Origin of the sequence: Amycolatopsis sp. WAC 01375, from assembly GCF_003947325.1 — a bacterium.
Lineage (GTDB): Bacteria > Actinomycetota > Actinomycetes > Mycobacteriales > Pseudonocardiaceae > Amycolatopsis.
Genome location: NZ_QHHW01000054.1, coordinates 195,525 through 210,467, shown reverse-complemented (window position 1 = coordinate 210,467; position 14,943 = coordinate 195,525). Strand labels below are relative to the sequence as shown.

At 67.2% G+C, this 14,943-nt stretch carries 15 protein-coding genes; 1 reads left to right on the top strand and 14 read right to left on the bottom strand.

Annotated features, from left to right (window positions below):
- Positions 1-24: 24 nt before the first annotated feature.
- From DL991_RS35980 to rplJ, 11 genes are all read right to left on the bottom strand, one after another.
- A complete protein-coding gene (locus tag DL991_RS35980; RefSeq protein ID WP_125788802.1) occupies positions 25-1,290 on the bottom strand; it encodes an MCE family protein in 1,266 nt (421 codons plus the stop codon).
- A complete protein-coding gene (locus DL991_RS35975) occupies positions 1,290-2,492 on the bottom strand; it encodes an MCE family protein (RefSeq protein ID WP_125788801.1) in 1,203 nt (400 codons plus the stop codon). The genes DL991_RS35980 and DL991_RS35975 overlap by 1 nt, the downstream gene beginning before the upstream one ends.
- A complete protein-coding gene (locus DL991_RS35970) occupies positions 2,492-3,670 on the bottom strand; it encodes an MCE family protein (RefSeq protein ID WP_125788800.1) in 1,179 nt (392 codons plus the stop codon). The genes DL991_RS35975 and DL991_RS35970 overlap by 1 nt, the downstream gene beginning before the upstream one ends.
- Positions 3,667-4,653 carry an MCE family protein gene (locus DL991_RS35965; RefSeq protein ID WP_125788799.1) on the bottom strand — a complete coding sequence of 329 codons (987 nt, stop codon included), beginning with the start codon at positions 4,651-4,653 and terminating at the stop codon, positions 3,667-3,669. Before DL991_RS35965 ends, DL991_RS35970 begins: the two co-directional genes overlap by 4 nt.
- Positions 4,650-5,681, bottom strand: coding sequence for an MCE family protein (locus tag DL991_RS35960; protein WP_125788798.1), 1,032 nt, complete (start codon positions 5,679-5,681; stop codon positions 4,650-4,652). The genes DL991_RS35965 and DL991_RS35960 overlap by 4 nt, the downstream gene beginning before the upstream one ends.
- A gap of 169 nt (positions 5,682-5,850) precedes the next feature.
- The gene (locus tag DL991_RS35955; RefSeq protein ID WP_125788797.1) at positions 5,851-7,194 is read right to left on the bottom strand and encodes an MCE family protein; all 1,344 of its coding nucleotides are present in this window, start codon (positions 7,192-7,194) and stop codon (positions 5,851-5,853) included.
- Complete coding sequence (locus DL991_RS35950) at positions 7,191-8,027, bottom strand: ABC transporter permease (RefSeq protein WP_016331063.1); 837 nt, start codon at positions 8,025-8,027, stop codon at positions 7,191-7,193. The genes DL991_RS35955 and DL991_RS35950 overlap by 4 nt, the downstream gene beginning before the upstream one ends.
- A 3-nt stretch (positions 8,028-8,030) precedes the next feature.
- The gene (locus DL991_RS35945; protein ID WP_125789063.1) at positions 8,031-8,783 is read right to left on the bottom strand and encodes an ABC transporter permease; all 753 of its coding nucleotides are present in this window, start codon (positions 8,781-8,783) and stop codon (positions 8,031-8,033) included.
- A gap of 38 nt (positions 8,784-8,821) precedes the next feature.
- Complete coding sequence (locus DL991_RS35940; protein WP_125788796.1) at positions 8,822-9,991, bottom strand: ABC transporter ATP-binding protein; 1,170 nt, start codon at positions 9,989-9,991, stop codon at positions 8,822-8,824.
- A gap of 519 nt (positions 9,992-10,510) precedes the next feature.
- Positions 10,511-10,897, bottom strand: a complete 387-nt coding sequence (rplL, locus tag DL991_RS35935; RefSeq protein ID WP_125788795.1) for a 50S ribosomal protein L7/L12 — start codon at positions 10,895-10,897, stop codon at positions 10,511-10,513.
- Positions 10,898-10,946: 49 nt separating this feature from the next.
- The gene (rplJ, locus tag DL991_RS35930; protein ID WP_125788794.1) at positions 10,947-11,498 is read right to left on the bottom strand and encodes a 50S ribosomal protein L10; all 552 of its coding nucleotides are present in this window, start codon (positions 11,496-11,498) and stop codon (positions 10,947-10,949) included.
- A gap of 327 nt (positions 11,499-11,825) precedes the next feature.
- Between rplJ and DL991_RS35925 the strand changes: the two genes are divergently transcribed.
- Positions 11,826-12,671 carry a hypothetical protein gene (locus DL991_RS35925; protein ID WP_125788793.1) on the top strand — a complete coding sequence of 282 codons (846 nt, stop codon included), beginning with the start codon at positions 11,826-11,828 and terminating at the stop codon, positions 12,669-12,671.
- Positions 12,672-12,795: 124 nt separating this feature from the next.
- Here DL991_RS35925 and DL991_RS35920 read toward each other — a convergent pair whose 3' ends face one another.
- The 3 genes from DL991_RS35920 to rplK all read right to left on the bottom strand — a co-directional run bounded on the left by DL991_RS35920 (position 12,796) and on the right by rplK (position 14,868).
- Entirely contained in the window at positions 12,796-13,560 is a 765-nt protein-coding gene (locus tag DL991_RS35920) for an alpha/beta fold hydrolase (RefSeq protein WP_125788792.1), read from the bottom strand.
- 77 nt (positions 13,561-13,637) lie between these two features.
- A complete protein-coding gene (gene rplA, locus DL991_RS35915) occupies positions 13,638-14,351 on the bottom strand; it encodes a 50S ribosomal protein L1 (protein WP_125788791.1) in 714 nt (237 codons plus the stop codon).
- 82 nt (positions 14,352-14,433) lie between these two features.
- Positions 14,434-14,868 carry a 50S ribosomal protein L11 gene (gene rplK, locus DL991_RS35910; protein WP_076164368.1) on the bottom strand — a complete coding sequence of 145 codons (435 nt, stop codon included), beginning with the start codon at positions 14,866-14,868 and terminating at the stop codon, positions 14,434-14,436.
- Positions 14,869-14,943: the final 75 nt, after the last annotated feature.

Here is a 14,943-nt window from a genome sequence, read left to right as displayed (position 1 = left end):
CAGGGTAGGTATACGGTCTCGGGCTCAGCCGGGCAGGCCCAGCAGCGTGCCGAGGGTGGGCAGGCTTACCCCCGGGCTCTGCAGGACGCTCGGCATGCCCTGCGCCGCGCGCAGGCTGGCCAGTTCCTCGGCCGAGCGGCCGGCGTTCGCCGCGACGTCGCCCTGCGACGGGATCTGCGGGACCCCGTTGTACGGCACGTTCTGCGAACCGCGCACGTTGATCGGGCTGCCCTTCGGCTCGGCGCAGTAGGCGTCGTCCTTCGGCGCGCGAGGCGTCGTGTCGGTGCCTTCGCGGTACTTGTCGAGGCCGATGTAGCCCTTGGTGCACGAAGGCGGGTTGAACAGGTTGAGCGCCAGGCCCAGGTGCGCGGTGCCGTCGTTGGCGACGCTGTTCGCGCCCGCGGCCAGCATCGGGTACGTCACCAGTCCCTGTTCGAGCCCGTCGAGCCGGGTCACCAGGAGGTTCGACGTCGTGAGCAGGTTCGCCGTCAGCGCGCCGAGCCCCGGGCCGGATTCGGCGAGCACCGAGCTGATCTGGTTCGCCACCTGCGGGGTGATCCCGATCAGCTTCCGGATGTCCGCGTCGGAGTTCTTCAGCGTGCCGGAGAGCTTGTTGAGGTCCGCGCTGAACGACTTCATGGAGCTCGCCATGTCGTTCTGCGTCTCGAGGACCTGCCCGCCCTTTTCCAGCAGCTGAATGGTCTGCGGCAGGTACTCCTGCGCGGTCGCGGTGAAGCTCCGCGCGGTGTCGAGCAGCCGCTGCAGGTCCGGGCCGGTGCCGTTGAAGGCGTTGTACGACTCGTCGACGACCTTGCGCAGCGAGTCGGTCGGCACCGACGCCGCGAGGCTGTCGAGGTCGCCGATGAGCTGCTCGGTGGGCACCGGCGTCTTGACCTTGTCGGCCGGGATGACCGAACCCGAGTTCAGGAACGGTCCCTTGTCGCTCTTCGGCTTCAGGTCGACGAACTGTTCGCCGACCGCCGACCGGTTCGCGACCACGGCGTCCAGATCGGCGGGCACCTGCGGGGCGTCCGGCGCGATGTTGAGGTCGGCTTCCAGCCCGGTCTTGGTGAGGCGCAGCTCGCCGACCCTGCCGATGTTGAAGCCCCGGTAGGTGACCTCGGCGTTCTGGAAGATGCCGCCGGACTGCTTGAGCTGCAGCTTCACCGTGTAGCCCTCGTCGCCGAAGACCTGGCCGAGTCCGGCGAACCGGATCAGCGCGTACACGATGGCGACCACGGAGATGATCGCGAACGCGACCAGCTGGATCTTCGTCCTACGGACCAGCATCAGCCGGCACCTCCCGACAGCACGCCGAAGATCCCGGCGGGTCCGGTCTGTTGCGGCTGCCCGCCACCCTGCGGCGCGCCCGCCTGGCCACCGGCGACACCTCCGACGCTGTCCGGGATCGGCAGCGGCGGATTCGCCCCGGGCCCCTCCGTCCCGCCGGTCAGCCCCGGCACCGGGATGGCGTCCTTGAGCGGGTTTTCCCGGCTGCGGCCGAGGTTCTTGAGGATCTCGTTCAGGTTCAGGTCGATCTTCGCGAACAGGTTGAAGTAGTCGCCCTTGACCCCGTCGTAGGCGGCGTCGCTGAACGGGAAGGTCAACAGGATCTCCAGCGCCTTGGGCAGATCCGCCCCCGCCTCGCCGAGCTTCTGCAGCGTCGGCTGCAACGCCTTGAGGTCGGCGACGAGGTCTTCCTTGCTCTTGTTCACCGTGTCGACGGCGACCCCGGAAAGGTGGTTGAGCGCGTTCAGCATGGTCACCAGCTGGCCGCGCTGCTGCTCCAGCACGCCGAGGCCGGGGCCGAGGTTGTCGACCGCGCCGACCAGCTTGTCCTTCTGGCCGTTCAGCGTGAGCGAGAGCCGGTTCAGCCCGTCGAGTGCCCGCGTGATGTTCGCGGACTGCTTGTCCAGGTTCGTGACCAGCTCGTTGGCGTTGTTCAGCAGCGCCTTGAGCTCCGGCGAGCGGCCGGTGGTGGCGTTGTTGAGTTCCTTGGTGATGGTGTTGAGTTGTTCCACCCCGCCGCCGTTGAGCAGCAGCGAGAGCGCGCCGAGCAGTTCCTCGACCTCGACGCTGCGGTTCGTGCGGGCCAGCGGGATCACGGCGTTGTCGGCGAGTTTGCCCTGTCCGTCGGCGGGCGCGGCCAGCTCGACGTACTTCTCACCGAGAAGGCTCGACTGTTTGACGTTGGCCAGCGCGTTCGCCGGCAGCTTCACGTCGCCGTTGACCCGGAGGGTGACTTCGGCGTTCCAGCCGTCCTGGGTCAGCCCGATCGCTTCGACGCGGCCGATGGCGACCTCGTTGACCTTCACCCCGGCTTGCGGCGTCAGGTCGAGGACGTCCCGGAACTGCACCTTGACCGTGTACGGGTGGTCGCCGAGTTCGGCGCCGCCGGGCAGCGGGACGTCGTAGATCCCGTTGAATCCGCAGCCGCTCAGCGTGAGCGCGGCGACGGTTCCCGAAGCGAAAAGAGCGAGAGACTTCTTCATCACTTCGCCGCCGTTCCGTAGAGCTGCCCGGCGATCGGCAGCGGAAGTGGCGGCAGCTGGCCCGCCTGCGAGGACTGGATCACCTGCGCGATCGACGGCAACGGCACCAGCCCGTCGACCAGTCCGGCGACTCCCTTGCACGCGTCGCCCAGTGCGTCGAGCGCGTCCGGGGTCTGCTTGAGCAGGTTGCACACCATCACCAGCGGCGGCTGGGTGAGCTCGTTGAGGTTGGCCCGCGCGTCGAGCGTGCCCGACGAGGCGTTGTAGGTGTTGACCAGGTTCCCGAGGCCGACCGGGGCGATGTCGAGGATCTCGGCGAGCGCGCCGCGCTGGTCCACGAGCACCTTGGTCACACTGGCCAGCTTGTCCACATTGGACTTGAGCCGGTCGCGGTTCTTCTCGATGAACGCCTGCACCGCGGTGAGCGTGTCGGACAGCTGCTTCACCGTGGCCGAAAGGTTTTCCCGCTCCCCCGCGAGGAATCCGCTGACGTCGGCGAGCTGCCGCTCGAAGTCGCGGACCTGCTTGTCGCTGTTCACCAGCGTCTGCGAGAAGGAGCCGAGGTTCTCGACGGTCTTGAACAGGTCGTCCTTGTTGCCGGACAACGTGCCCGCGGCCTGGCCGAGTTTCGTGATCGTGTCGTGCAGTGCCTGCCCGTTGCCGTCGAAGTTCTTCGCGGCGGTGTCGAGCAGGTTCGACAGCGAACCGTTCTTGTTGGCGCCGTTGGGCCCGAGCGACTTGCTGACCCGGGACAGGCTCGCGGCGAGCTCGTCGACCTCCAGCGGGACCTCGGTGCGGTCGAGGCCGATGACGGCGCCGTCGGCGATCCGCGGGCCGCCCTTGTAGGCCGGGGCGAGCTGCACGTAGCGGTCGCTGACCAGCGACGGCGACACGATGATCGCCTTCGCGTCCGCGGGCACGGCCACTGAACGGTCGTACTCGAGTTCGACGCGGACCTGGTTGCCCATCGGCTGGATCTTGGTGACCGTGCCCATGTCGACGCCGAGCATGCGGACGCTGTTGCCTTCGTAGAGGCCGACCGTGCCGGCGAAGTACGCGGTCACGTGGTTGCGGCCGGCGTCCTTGAGCGTCCACCACAGCGCGCCGGCGACGACCAGCGCGAGCACGATCGCGATGGTGAAGCCCCGCGCGAGACCGGCTGAGAGACGGGTACTCATTTCTCGTAGCACCCCTTGTCGTTGATCGGGCCGAACGACGGCAGGACCAGTCCGCAGATGTAGTTGTCGAACCAGCGGCCGTTGCCGATCGTGTTCGTGAACACCCGGATGAACGGCGCGAACCGCGCGATGCCCTGGCCGAGGGCGTCCTGGTTGCGCTGGAGCATCGAGGTCAGCTGGTCGAGCTGGGTGAGCACCGGGTCGAGCTGCGCGTCGTTGTCGTCGACAAGGCCCTTGAGCTGGGTGGCGAGGTTGCGCGAGCCGTCCAGCAGCGCGGAGATCGCGTCCTTGCGCTTGGCCACCTCGCCGAGCAGCTTGTTGCCGTCGGCCAGGAGCTTCTGGAACTCGGCGTCGCGGTCGACGAGCGTCTGCGAGACCTGCCGCGTGTTCGCGAGCAGGCTCGACAGCTGCGAGTCACGCTTGGCGATGGTGTCCGAGAGCCGGGAAAGGCCGTTCAGAGCGCCCTTCACGTCGGCCGGGGTGTCGGAGAAGGTCTCGGTGATGACGTCGAAGCTCTTCGCCAGCTGCGTCGTGTCGATGTCGTCGACGGTTTGCGAAAGCCCGCGGAAAGCGTCGAGGACGTCGAACGGCGACGCCGTGCGCTCGCGCGGGATGGTCGTGCTCGGGTCGAGCGTGCGCTGCCCCTGCGGGTCGAGCGCCAGGTACTTCTGGCCGAGCACGGTCTTGATCTTGATCGCCGCGCTGGTCTTGTCGCCGAGCCAGGCGTCCTTGACCTTGAACGAGATCCGGACCTTGTCCCCGTCGAGCTTGATCTCGGAGACCTTGCCGACCTTCACCCCGGCGACCCGGACGTCGTTGTCCTCCTGCAGGCCGGAAGTCTCGCTGAAGTCCGCGCTGTAGGTCGTCCCGCCACCGATGACCGGCAGGTCTTCGGAGTTGAGGGCGGCGAGGAAACCGAGCAGCAGCACCGAGATGCCGACCAGCGCGATCGGGATCGGATTGCGTTTCTGGAACGACTTCATGCCGTGCACCTCGCCCGGTTCACCGGCAGCAGCGGCAGGTTGATCGGTTCGTTGATCAGCGGAGGCAGGGCGACGGCTCCCGTCATCTCACAAGCGAAGAAGTTGAACCAGGAGCCATAGTCGGCCGTGCGGGTCAGCGCCGTCACCTTCTGCGGCAGGAACTGGATGAAGTGCTCGACGATCGGCTGGCTGTCGTTGAGGTTCTTCGTCAGCGTGCCGAGCGCGGCGATGTCCTGCTTCAGCGGCTCACGGGCTTCCCCGAGCAGACCGGACGTGGTCTGGGCGAGGGTGCCGAGCGACTCGATGGCGTCGCCGATCGGCTCGCGGTCCGCGGCCAGCCCGGAGACCAGCTGCTGCAGTTTGACGATCAGGTCGTTCAGCTGCGGGGTGTGCGCGTTGACCGTGTCGAGCACCGAGTTCAGGTTGTCGATGACCTCGCCGATCACCTTGTCCTTGTCGGAGATCGTGGTGGCCAGCGAGGCGGTGTGCTTCAGGAGGCTTTCGATCGTGCCGCCCTCACCCTGCAGGACCTGGATGACCTCGTAGGACAGCTTGTTGATGTCGTCCGGGTTGAGCGCGGTGAACAGCGGCTTGAACCCGTTGAACAGCTGCGTCAGGTCGAGCGCGGGGGTGGTCCGCTCCAGCGGGATGTTGCCGCCGGGCTCCAGGTTCTTCCCGGAAGAGTCGGTGCCCTGGCCGAGCGAGACGTAGCGCTGGCCGACCAGGTTCCGGAACTTGATCTGCGCGGTGACCCCGGCGGGCAGCTTGCGGCCGGCGTCGACCTCGAACTCGACCTCGGCCTGGCGCCGGTCGACGATGCGGACGTCCTTGACCTGCCCCACCCTGACGCCGGCGATGCGGACGTCGTCGTTGGGCAGCAACAGGGTCGCGTCGCTGAACCGTGCCTTGTAGGCGTTGGTGCTGGTGGTGTTCACGTTGGCGATGCTGATCCCGAGGATCGTCGTGAACAGCACGGTCACGACGATGAAGGCGCAGAGCTTGATCAGCGGAGCGAGCAATCCCCTCATGCCTTCCCCCCGTCCGCGCGCGATCGCGATCGCGTAGCCAGGCCGCGGCTACCAGCCATGACAGGCGGTCGCGCGGTGAAGGCGGCCCGCCTCCGCGATAGCGAGGCCTTCGGCCGGAGCGCGCGCGCCTCGATCACCTTCTCGTGCAGGGGCGCAACTACCGTTCCAGTCACTGGACGTGCACCTCCGCTCCCCTGTAGAGCGGACCGACGAGCAGCGAGCCCCAGCCGGGCACGTCCGAAGCGGACATGCCGACCTGCGGGGCGACCAGCTGCGCGAGGAAGTCCGATTCGGACGCGCTGTAGGACGGGCTACCGCCGGGCGCCCCGCCGCCGTTGCCGTTGTAGCCGCCGTAGTTCGCGAAGCCGTTCGACGGCGAGAGGCCGTCGTTCGCCGACCTCGCCGGCGGCTTGGCCGTGCTGCCGTCCTTGATCGGGCCGTCCGGCGGGTACTGCGGGAACGGGTCCGGGAACTGCTTCAGGTCGTAACAGCGCGGGCCGCGTTTGTCCTCGAACCGCGGCTCGTCCTTACCCGGCAGGTACGGCCCGCGGTTGACGGTGACCTCGATGGTCGCGTGCAGGCCCGGCCGGTCGGTGCCCTTGCCGAGGGCCTTGTCGATCTTCGGCAGGTTCGCCGCCATCTGCCCGATCACGCACGGGTATTCCGGCGCGTACTTCGCCAGCAGCTCCGCCGTCGGGCGGGCCGTGTCGGCGAGCCGGATCAGGTTGTCGGCGTTGTTCTGCAGGAACGTCTGGAGATCGACCGAAGCCTGGGTGACGCTGCCGTAAAGGTTCGCGAGGTTCATCTTCTGGTCCACCACGGTGCGGGTGGTGGTGCTCAGGTTGTCCAAGGTCTGCACCAGATCCGGAGCGACGGCGTTGAGGTTGTCCGAGAACTTCGCGAGTTCCTTGAGGTTCTGCTGGAGCTTGGGCTCGTGCGGGTTCAGCTCCCCGACGTAGCTGCCGAGCTGCGCGAGGGTGTCGCCGAGCTGGTCACCGCGGCCGTTGAGCGCGGTGGAGATCGCCGAAAGCGTGCTCGACAGTTTCTGCGGCTGGACGGCCTGCAAGACCGGCATCAGATGCGCGAACGCCTGCTCCAGCTCGACAGCGCCGGACGTGCGGTCCTGGGTGATCACGTCGCCCTCGGCGATCGTCTTCGACGAAGGCACGTCCGGGATCTCCAGTGAAACGAAACGCTCACCGAACAACGTCTTCGGCAGGAATCGCGCGGAAACGTTCTGAGGGATCAGTTTCGCCGACTCCGGATTCAGCGCGAGCGTGAGTTCGGCGCCGTCCGGGGTCGCGGCGATCTCCTTCACCGAACCGACGATGAGGCCGCGGACCTTCACGTCGGACTGCTTCAGCAACTGGTTCCCGATGCTGCCCGACTGGAGCTTCACGCTCACCACGGGCGTGAACGCCCGCTGGTACAGCGCGATGCTCAGCACCACTCCACCGATGAGCACGGCGACGAGCAACAGACCGAGAAGCCTGCGCCGGACTGTCGCGATCATCCTGCGATCCTCACCGTGACGTCGGTTCCCCAGATCGCGAAACCGATGAAGAAGTTCATGATGGACACCGTGACGATGCTCAGCCGGACCGCCTTACCGACCGCCACGCCGACACCGGCGGGGCCACCGGAGGCCCGGTAACCGAAATAACAATGCGACAGGATGATCAAGACGCTGAACAACAGCACCTTGATGAACGAATACAGCACATCCTGTGGTGGTAGGAACAGATCGAAGTAATGGTCGTAGGTACCCGCGGACTGGTTGTAGATGTAGATAACGACCAACCGGGACGCGAGATACGAACTCAGCAGGCCGATGACGTACAGCGGGATGACCGCGACGAAACCGGCGATGATCCGCGTGGTCACCAGATACGGCAGGCTCGGGACGCCCATGACCTCGAGCGCGTCGATCTCCTCCGAGATCCGCATCGCGCCCAGCTGGGCGGTGAAACCCGCGCCGACCGTCGCCGAAAGCGCGAGGCCGGCGACCAGCGGGGCGATCTCACGCGTGTTGAAGAACGCGGTCAGGAAGCCGGTGAAGGCCGAAGTGCCGATCGAGTTCAGCGCCGAATAACCCTGAAGGCCGACGAGGACACCGGTGAACAGCGTCAAGCCGACCATCACGCCGACCGTGCCGCCGATGACCGCGAGCGAGCCGGAACCGAAGCTCACCTCGGCCAGCAGCCGCAGGACTTCTTTCATGTAGCGGCGAAGCGTCCTCGGCGTCCACAGCAACGCGCGGCCGTAGAACGACATCTGGTCGCCGAGGTTGTCCAGAGTCTGCAAAGGACGGTTGGCGACCCGCTTGGCGCCCTGGAGGAAGGTCATGCGTCAGTCCAGCTTTCCGGGCACGATCTGCAGGTAGATCAGCGTGATCACGAAGTTCACCACGAACAGCATGAGGAACGTGATGACGACCGACTGGTTCACCGCGTCCCCGACGCCCTTCGGGCCGCCGGACGGGTGCAGTCCCCGGTAGGCGGCGACGACCCCGGCGATGAAGCCGAAGATCAGCGCCTTCAGCTCGCCGACCCAGAGGTCGGGAAGCTGGGCCAGCGCGGAGAAACTCGCCAGGTACGCGCCCGGCGTCCCGCCCTGGAGGACGACGTTGAAGAAGTAACCGCCGAGCACGCCGATGACACTGACCATGCCGTTGAGCAGGACCGCGATCAGCATCATCGCGAGCACACGAGGCACGATCAGCCGCTGCACCGCGGAGACACCGAGCACCTCCATGGCGTCGATCTCTTCACGGATCGTCCGCGCGCCGATGTCGGCGCAGACGGCGCTACCGCCGGCGCCCGCGACCAGCAGCGCCGTGACCAGCGGACTGGCCTGCTGCACGGTGGCGAGCACCGACCCGGCGCCCGTGTAGGACTGGGCGCCGAGCTGGCGGGCGAGCGAACCGAACTGCAGCGAGATGACCGCGCCGAACGGGATCGCGACGAGCGCCGTCGGCAGGATCGTCACGCTCGCGATGAACCAGGCCTGCTGGATGAACTCCCGCAGCTGGAACGGGCGCTGGAAGATGCCACGAACGATGTCGAGGCCGAGAGCGAACAGGTTCCCGGTCTCGCGCAACATGCCGATCCCGGGGATCTTCGCCGATGAAGCGGAAGAGCTCACGCGCCACCTGACCCCGGATCTTGTGGCCGCAAGCGGTGGTTGCCTGCTCTCCCGGGGTGCGGGATGTGGGCGACCTGGTCGTCGGGCAGCTGCCCCTGGTGATGGTTCGGAATCGAGCTCTCGGCGGGCACCGACCGGTGCCCGGCGGTCGCGAGGCGCTGCGGGCGGACGCCGTAGCGCTGCTGTTCCTCCGGAGAGAGCGACTCGATGATGCTCTGCTGCGCCTCGTTCGGCAGGCCGTGCAGGATCTGCATGACCCGGTCCTTGCGGCGGATCGCGCCCATCCGGGTCGGAACGCCGGGCGTCGGCTGCATCTGCGGCGGCACCCCGCTGACGTCCTCGACACCGCCCGCGTGGTGACCGGCCTCGAACATCGCGCGCTCGGCGGCGAGCTGGGCCGAGTCCTTCTCTTCGCTCATGCCGATGGGGCCGTCCATCTTGCCGTTGAGGAACTGCTTGACGACCGGCTCCTCGCTGGTCAGCAGCACCTCGCGGGGACCGAACATGACCAGTTCCTTGCGGAACAGCATGCCAAGGTTGTCCGGCACGGTGCGGGCGAGGTTGATGTTGTGCGTGACGATCAGGAACGTCGCGTCGATCTGCGCGTTGACGTCCAGGAAAAGCTGGGAGATATAGGTCGTGCGGACCGGGTCGAGACCCGAGTCCGGCTCGTCGACCAGGATGATCTGCGGATCCAGCACCAGAGCGCGGGCGAGACCGGCGCGCTTGCGCATACCGCCGGAGATCTCGCCGGGCAGCTTCTTGTCGGCGCCGTTGAGACCGGTCATCTCGAGCTTCTCGAGCACGATCCGGCGGACCTCGGTCTCCGACTTCTTCGTGTGCTCCCGCAGGGGGAACGCCACATTGTCGTAGAGGTTCATCGACCCGAACAGGGCGCCGTCCTGGAAAAGGACGCCGAAGAGCTTGCGCACCTCGTAGAGCTGGTGTTCGGAGCACGTCACGATGTCGACGCCGTTGATCATGCAACGGCCACGGTCCGGTTTGAGCAGACCGATCATCGACTTCAAGAAGACGGACTTACCGGTTCCGGACGGACCGAGCATCGCCGAAACCTCGCCCGGAGGCAGGGTCAGCGTGACGTCCCGCCAGATGGCCTGCTTACCGAAGGACTTCGAAAGACCTTCGATGACCACCTCGGCACCCATCGCACCTCCAGGAGCTGTTCCGCGTCGTCGCGCACTGCCGTCCCGTGCCACTGGCCCGAGAGGACGCATGCGTTCGCGCAGCGATACCCGCGTCAACCAGGTGCAACGAGCTGAGTGCGAACAGGTTACTCACCAGTTTTCTTTTCTGGCCAGACCCGCGGGTAACTTTTCGCGCAGTCCGCCACCGGCCCGTGCACCGCTTGCAGCACCGTAGTGCACGTCACTCCCGCTCGCAGATCCACAACCGGGCCCTGCCCAGGTCGGGGCGCTACCGCATCGCGATTAGGGGGCTAAACGCAGGTCAGCGGGGGTGTCGCTCGACGTCGCGCCGGATCGCGTTTAGCGGGCTAAACGCGATCCGGCGCCCTGGGCGCGCTCGGGTACTTAGCGTGGCTACGCGTCGCGATTAGGGGGCTAAAGGCGCTCCGGCCCGGAGGCTGGAGACAGCGAAGGGGCGGGCATCCGTGCTGGATGCCCGCCCCTTCGACGGTGCTGCGGTAGGCGCTGACGCGCCCGGGATCACTTGATGGTGATCTTGGCGCCCGCGGCCTCGAGCTTCTCCTTGGCGGCCTCGGCGGCCTCCTTGTCGACCTTCTCCAGGAGGGCCTTGGGAGCGGCCTCGACCAGCTCCTTGGCCTCCTTCAGGCCCAGACCCGAGACGACCTCACGGACGACCTTGATGACCTGGATCTTCTTCTCACCGGCGGACTCGAGAACGACGTCGAACTCGTCCTGCTCCTCGGCGGCGGCCGGGGCGGCGCCGACCGGGCCGGCGGCGACGACGGCAGCCGGGGCGGCCGCGGTCACGTCGAAGGTGGTCTCGAATTCCTTCACGAACTCGGACAGCTCAAGAAGGGTGAGCTCCTTGAAGGCGTCGATCAGCTCGGTGGTGCTCAGCTTCGCCATGGTGGCTTCCTCTCTGAAACGAACTAAAAGTTCGGGGTGGGGGGGGTGTTCAGCTCTCGGCGGGTGCTTCGGCTGCTTCGGTACCGGCGTTGCGCTGCTTGTCCTCCAGCGCGGCAGCCAGGCGAGCGACCTGGGACGCCGGCGCCTGGAACAGCGCGGCGGCCTGGGACAGCTTCGCCTTGAACGCGCCCGCCGCCTTGGCGAGCAGGACCTCACGGCTGTCGAGATCGGCGATCTTGGTGATCTCGTCCACGGACAGCATCTTGCCGTCCATGTAGCCGCCCTTGATCACAAGCGCGTTGTTGTCCTTCGCGAAGTCGCGAAGCGCCTTCGCGGCGTCAACAGCTTCACCTTCGACGAAGGCGATGGCGGTCGGGCCGACGAACAGGTCTTCGAGGCCCTCGATGCCCGCGTCCGTGGCGGCACGCTTGACGAGGGTGTTCTTCGCGACCCGGTACTTGGCACTGGTGCCGAGAGCGCGGCGCAGCTGGGACAGCTGGGACACGGAGAGGCCGGTGTACTGGGTAACGACTGTGGCCGAGCTGGTGCGGAAACGCTCCGCGATCTCGGCGACGGCCGCCTCCTTGTCAGGCTTCGCCATGGTCGCCTCCTCTCTTGGCTAGTGGTCCACTGGCCTTGAGAGCCCTGAAACGACGAAACGCCCCAGCGCAGACAGGCGCGGGGCGTCAGGGCACGCGACGGTGAACGTCGCGGCGAGCCTCGTTCCTCCTGCGCGGGTCGCCCGCCCTAGCGGGGCCTTCGTTCTCCAGGCCAGATGACCAGGAGAAGACCAGCGGTCTTCGGTAGAACCTTGACAAGAGTACGTGACCCTGTTTCGGCCTCCGCACGGGCCCCTGCCGGATCGCGTTTAGCCCGCTAAACGCGACCGGCGGAGTGCACGGGCGGGCTCGCGAGGCATCATGGTGACGTGGCGGAGCAGCGTGATGACGGAAAGCCGGGCAACGAGCCCGGCACGGACATCGAGCCCAAGGCGGGGGGTCAGCCCGCGCCCCGGCTGGACGAGGAGCAACTGCGCCAGTTCCAGCAGTTTCAGCAGTTCCAGGACTATCTGAAGTTCACCGAGGCACAGCAGCAGGGCCTCGTGCCGTCTCAGCCCACGCAGCCCGTGACCCAGCACTACGGTGGACAGCCGCCCGTGCCTCCGGGACCGCCGCACGGCGAACTCGTCAAAGCCTCTCGGCCGCGCGCGCCGCGTTGGCTGCGACGTCTGGGCGGGAAGCTTCTCGCCTGGGTGATCGTGATCCTGCTGATCTGCATCGGGGCCACCATCGCCTACCGGCAGATCTTCCCCAGCGACGCCGGTGAGGACACGGCGACGTTCGTCCAGGGCGGCGGCGGCAAGCACCACACGAACCAGGTGCTTTCGACCAATCCCTGGGAGGCCGTGCGGGCCATCTACGACACGATCGGCAAGCCGTACCCGCCGGCCACCCGGGTCGAGAAGGTCTGCCTGTCGATGAGCGAGCAGGCGCAGGCCCAGTTCGCCCGCGACCTCGGCTACCCGGACTGCGCGACCGCCGTCCCGGCCCTGAACGCCAAGGTCACCGACATCACGCCGTACATCTACGCGGTACGCCCGATGTCGAGCGTGGTCCCGCGGCAGAACCTGACGATCCACTCGTGCTGGTACAACATCCGCGGAGGCCCCCTGCTGGGCAGCTTCACCCTCCAGGAAGTCGAGATGGGCCAGTGGCTGATCACCGGGCACGCGAACTCCCCCGAGCCCTGCCCCGCTCCCCCGACCGGCAACTGACCTGCGCTTCCTGCCGCCGGATCGCGTTTAGCCCGCTAAACGCAAGTGCGCCGCCGGATCGCGATTAGGGGGCTAAACGCAAGTGCGCGCCCGATCGCGTTTAGCGGGCTAAACGCGACGCGGGTCAGAGGTCGTGAGAGGTCAGGAAGCCGGTCAGCGCCGAGCCGAAGGCGGGGTGCATGACGGCGGCCATGTGATCGCCGGGGACGCGGACGAGGCGGGCACCGGCGATGGCGGCGGCAAGGCGTTCGGGTTCCGCGGCCAGCGGGTCGGTGTCCCCGGCGAGGATCAGGGTCGGCACGGCGATCGCCGTCAGGTCCAGTTTCGGATTCGCCGTCCCACGGGCGACGGCCGCGAGCGCGATCCGGTCCGCCCGCAACGCGTCGGCGAGGATCCGGAAAGGCGCCGAGGACGGCGGAACCGTCGAAGGGTCCTCCGTCAGCAGAGCCTCACTGATCGCCTCCGGCGTGACGACGCGGGTGTCCACCCCGCCGAAGTCGACGATCCCCGAACCGACCCCGCCGATCGCGAGGCACCGGATCCGCGGGTCGGCGGCCACCGCGCCGAGCGCGATCATCGCGCCCATCGAGTAGCCGACCATCGACACCTCGTCGAGGTTCAGCGTGTCGAGCAACGCCGACACGTCGCGGACCATCGCGTCGTCGCCGTAGCTCGCCTCGTCGTGCGGCTTCGCCGACCGTCCATGGCCGCGCGCGTCCAGGCTGATCACGGTCAACCCCGCGTCCTGGAGGGTGTCGACGACGCCCGGCGCGATCCAGTTGGCGTTCGTGTCCGCGGCGAAGCCGTGCTGTAGCAGCACCGGACGCCCTTTACCTTCCCAAACGGTGTAGCTGAGCTGAAGCCCGTCGAACGACGCGAAGGTAGGCATGCCCTCAAGCAAACACGAAAAGGGGGCGGCCCCGCCGTAGCGGGACCGCCCCCTTCTCAGTGATGTCTAACTCAGACTCACGCGTCCTCGGAGAGGAGGTTGCGAGTCCGGGCCGGGTCGACCGGGATACCCGGGCCCATCGTCGTGGAGACGACGACCTTGCGCAGGTAACGGCCCTTCGCCGACGACGGCTTGGCGCGGAGGATCTCGTCCAGCGCGGCCGCGTAGTTCTCCACCAGCTTCTCGGTGTCGAACGAGGCCTTGCCGATGACGAAGTGCAGGTTGGCCTGCTTGTCCACGCGGAAGTTGATCTTACCGCCCTTGATGTCCGCCACGGCCTTCGCGACCGCGGGGGTCACGGTGCCGGTCTTCGGGTTCGGCATCAGGCCACGCGGGCCGAGGATGCGGGCGATACGGCCGACCTTGGCCATCTGGTCCGGCGTCGCGATCGCGGCGTCGAACTCGAGCCAGCCACCCTGGATGCGCTCGATCAGTTCGTCGGTGCCGACCACGTCCGCGCCGGCGGCCTCGGCCTCGGCGGCCTTGTCACCAACGGCGAAAACGATGACGCGGGCGGTCTTACCGGTGCCGTGCGGCAGGTTCACGGTGCCGCGGACCATCTGGTCGGCCTTGCGAGGGTCGACACCGAGGCGCATCGCGACCTCGACGGTGGCGTCCATCTTCGCGGAGGAAGTCTCCTTGGCCAGCTTCGCGGCCTCGAGCGGGGCGTAGAGCCGCTCGCGGTCCACCAGCTCAAGAGCCTTGCGGTAGGCCTTGCTGTGCTTGGGCATTGCTTCTGTCCTTAACTCTTCAACGGATCAGTGTGGTGTTGGAGCCAGCACTGGCTCTCCCACGGTGGTGCGGGGGTGAAGCTCAGTCGACGACCGTGATGCCCATCGAGCGGGCGGTGCCGGCGATGATCTTCGCGGCCTGGTCGACGTCGTGCGCGTTCAGGTCGGATTCCTTGGTCTTCGCGATGTCGCGGACCTGGTCCCAAGTGACCTTGGCGACCTTGGTCTTGTGCGGCTCGCCGGAGCCCTTCTCCACGCCCGCGGCCTTCAGCAGCAGCTTCGCGGCCGGCGGCGTCTTGAGCTTGAAGTCGAACGAGCGGTCTTCGTACACGGAGATCTCGACCGGGACGACGTCCCCACGCTGCGACTCGGTCGCGGCGTTGTAGGCCTTGCAGAACTCCATGATGTTGACGCCGTGCTGACCCAGCGCGGGACCGACCGGCGGCGCGGGGTTGGCCGCACCCGCCTTGATCTGCAGCTTGATGATCGCCGCAAGCTTCTTCTTCTTGGGTGGCATTTCGTTTGTTCCTTCTTACTGACTTGAGTCCCCCGCACACCTGCCAGTACGCGGGGACTGCCGGCCGTCTGGCAG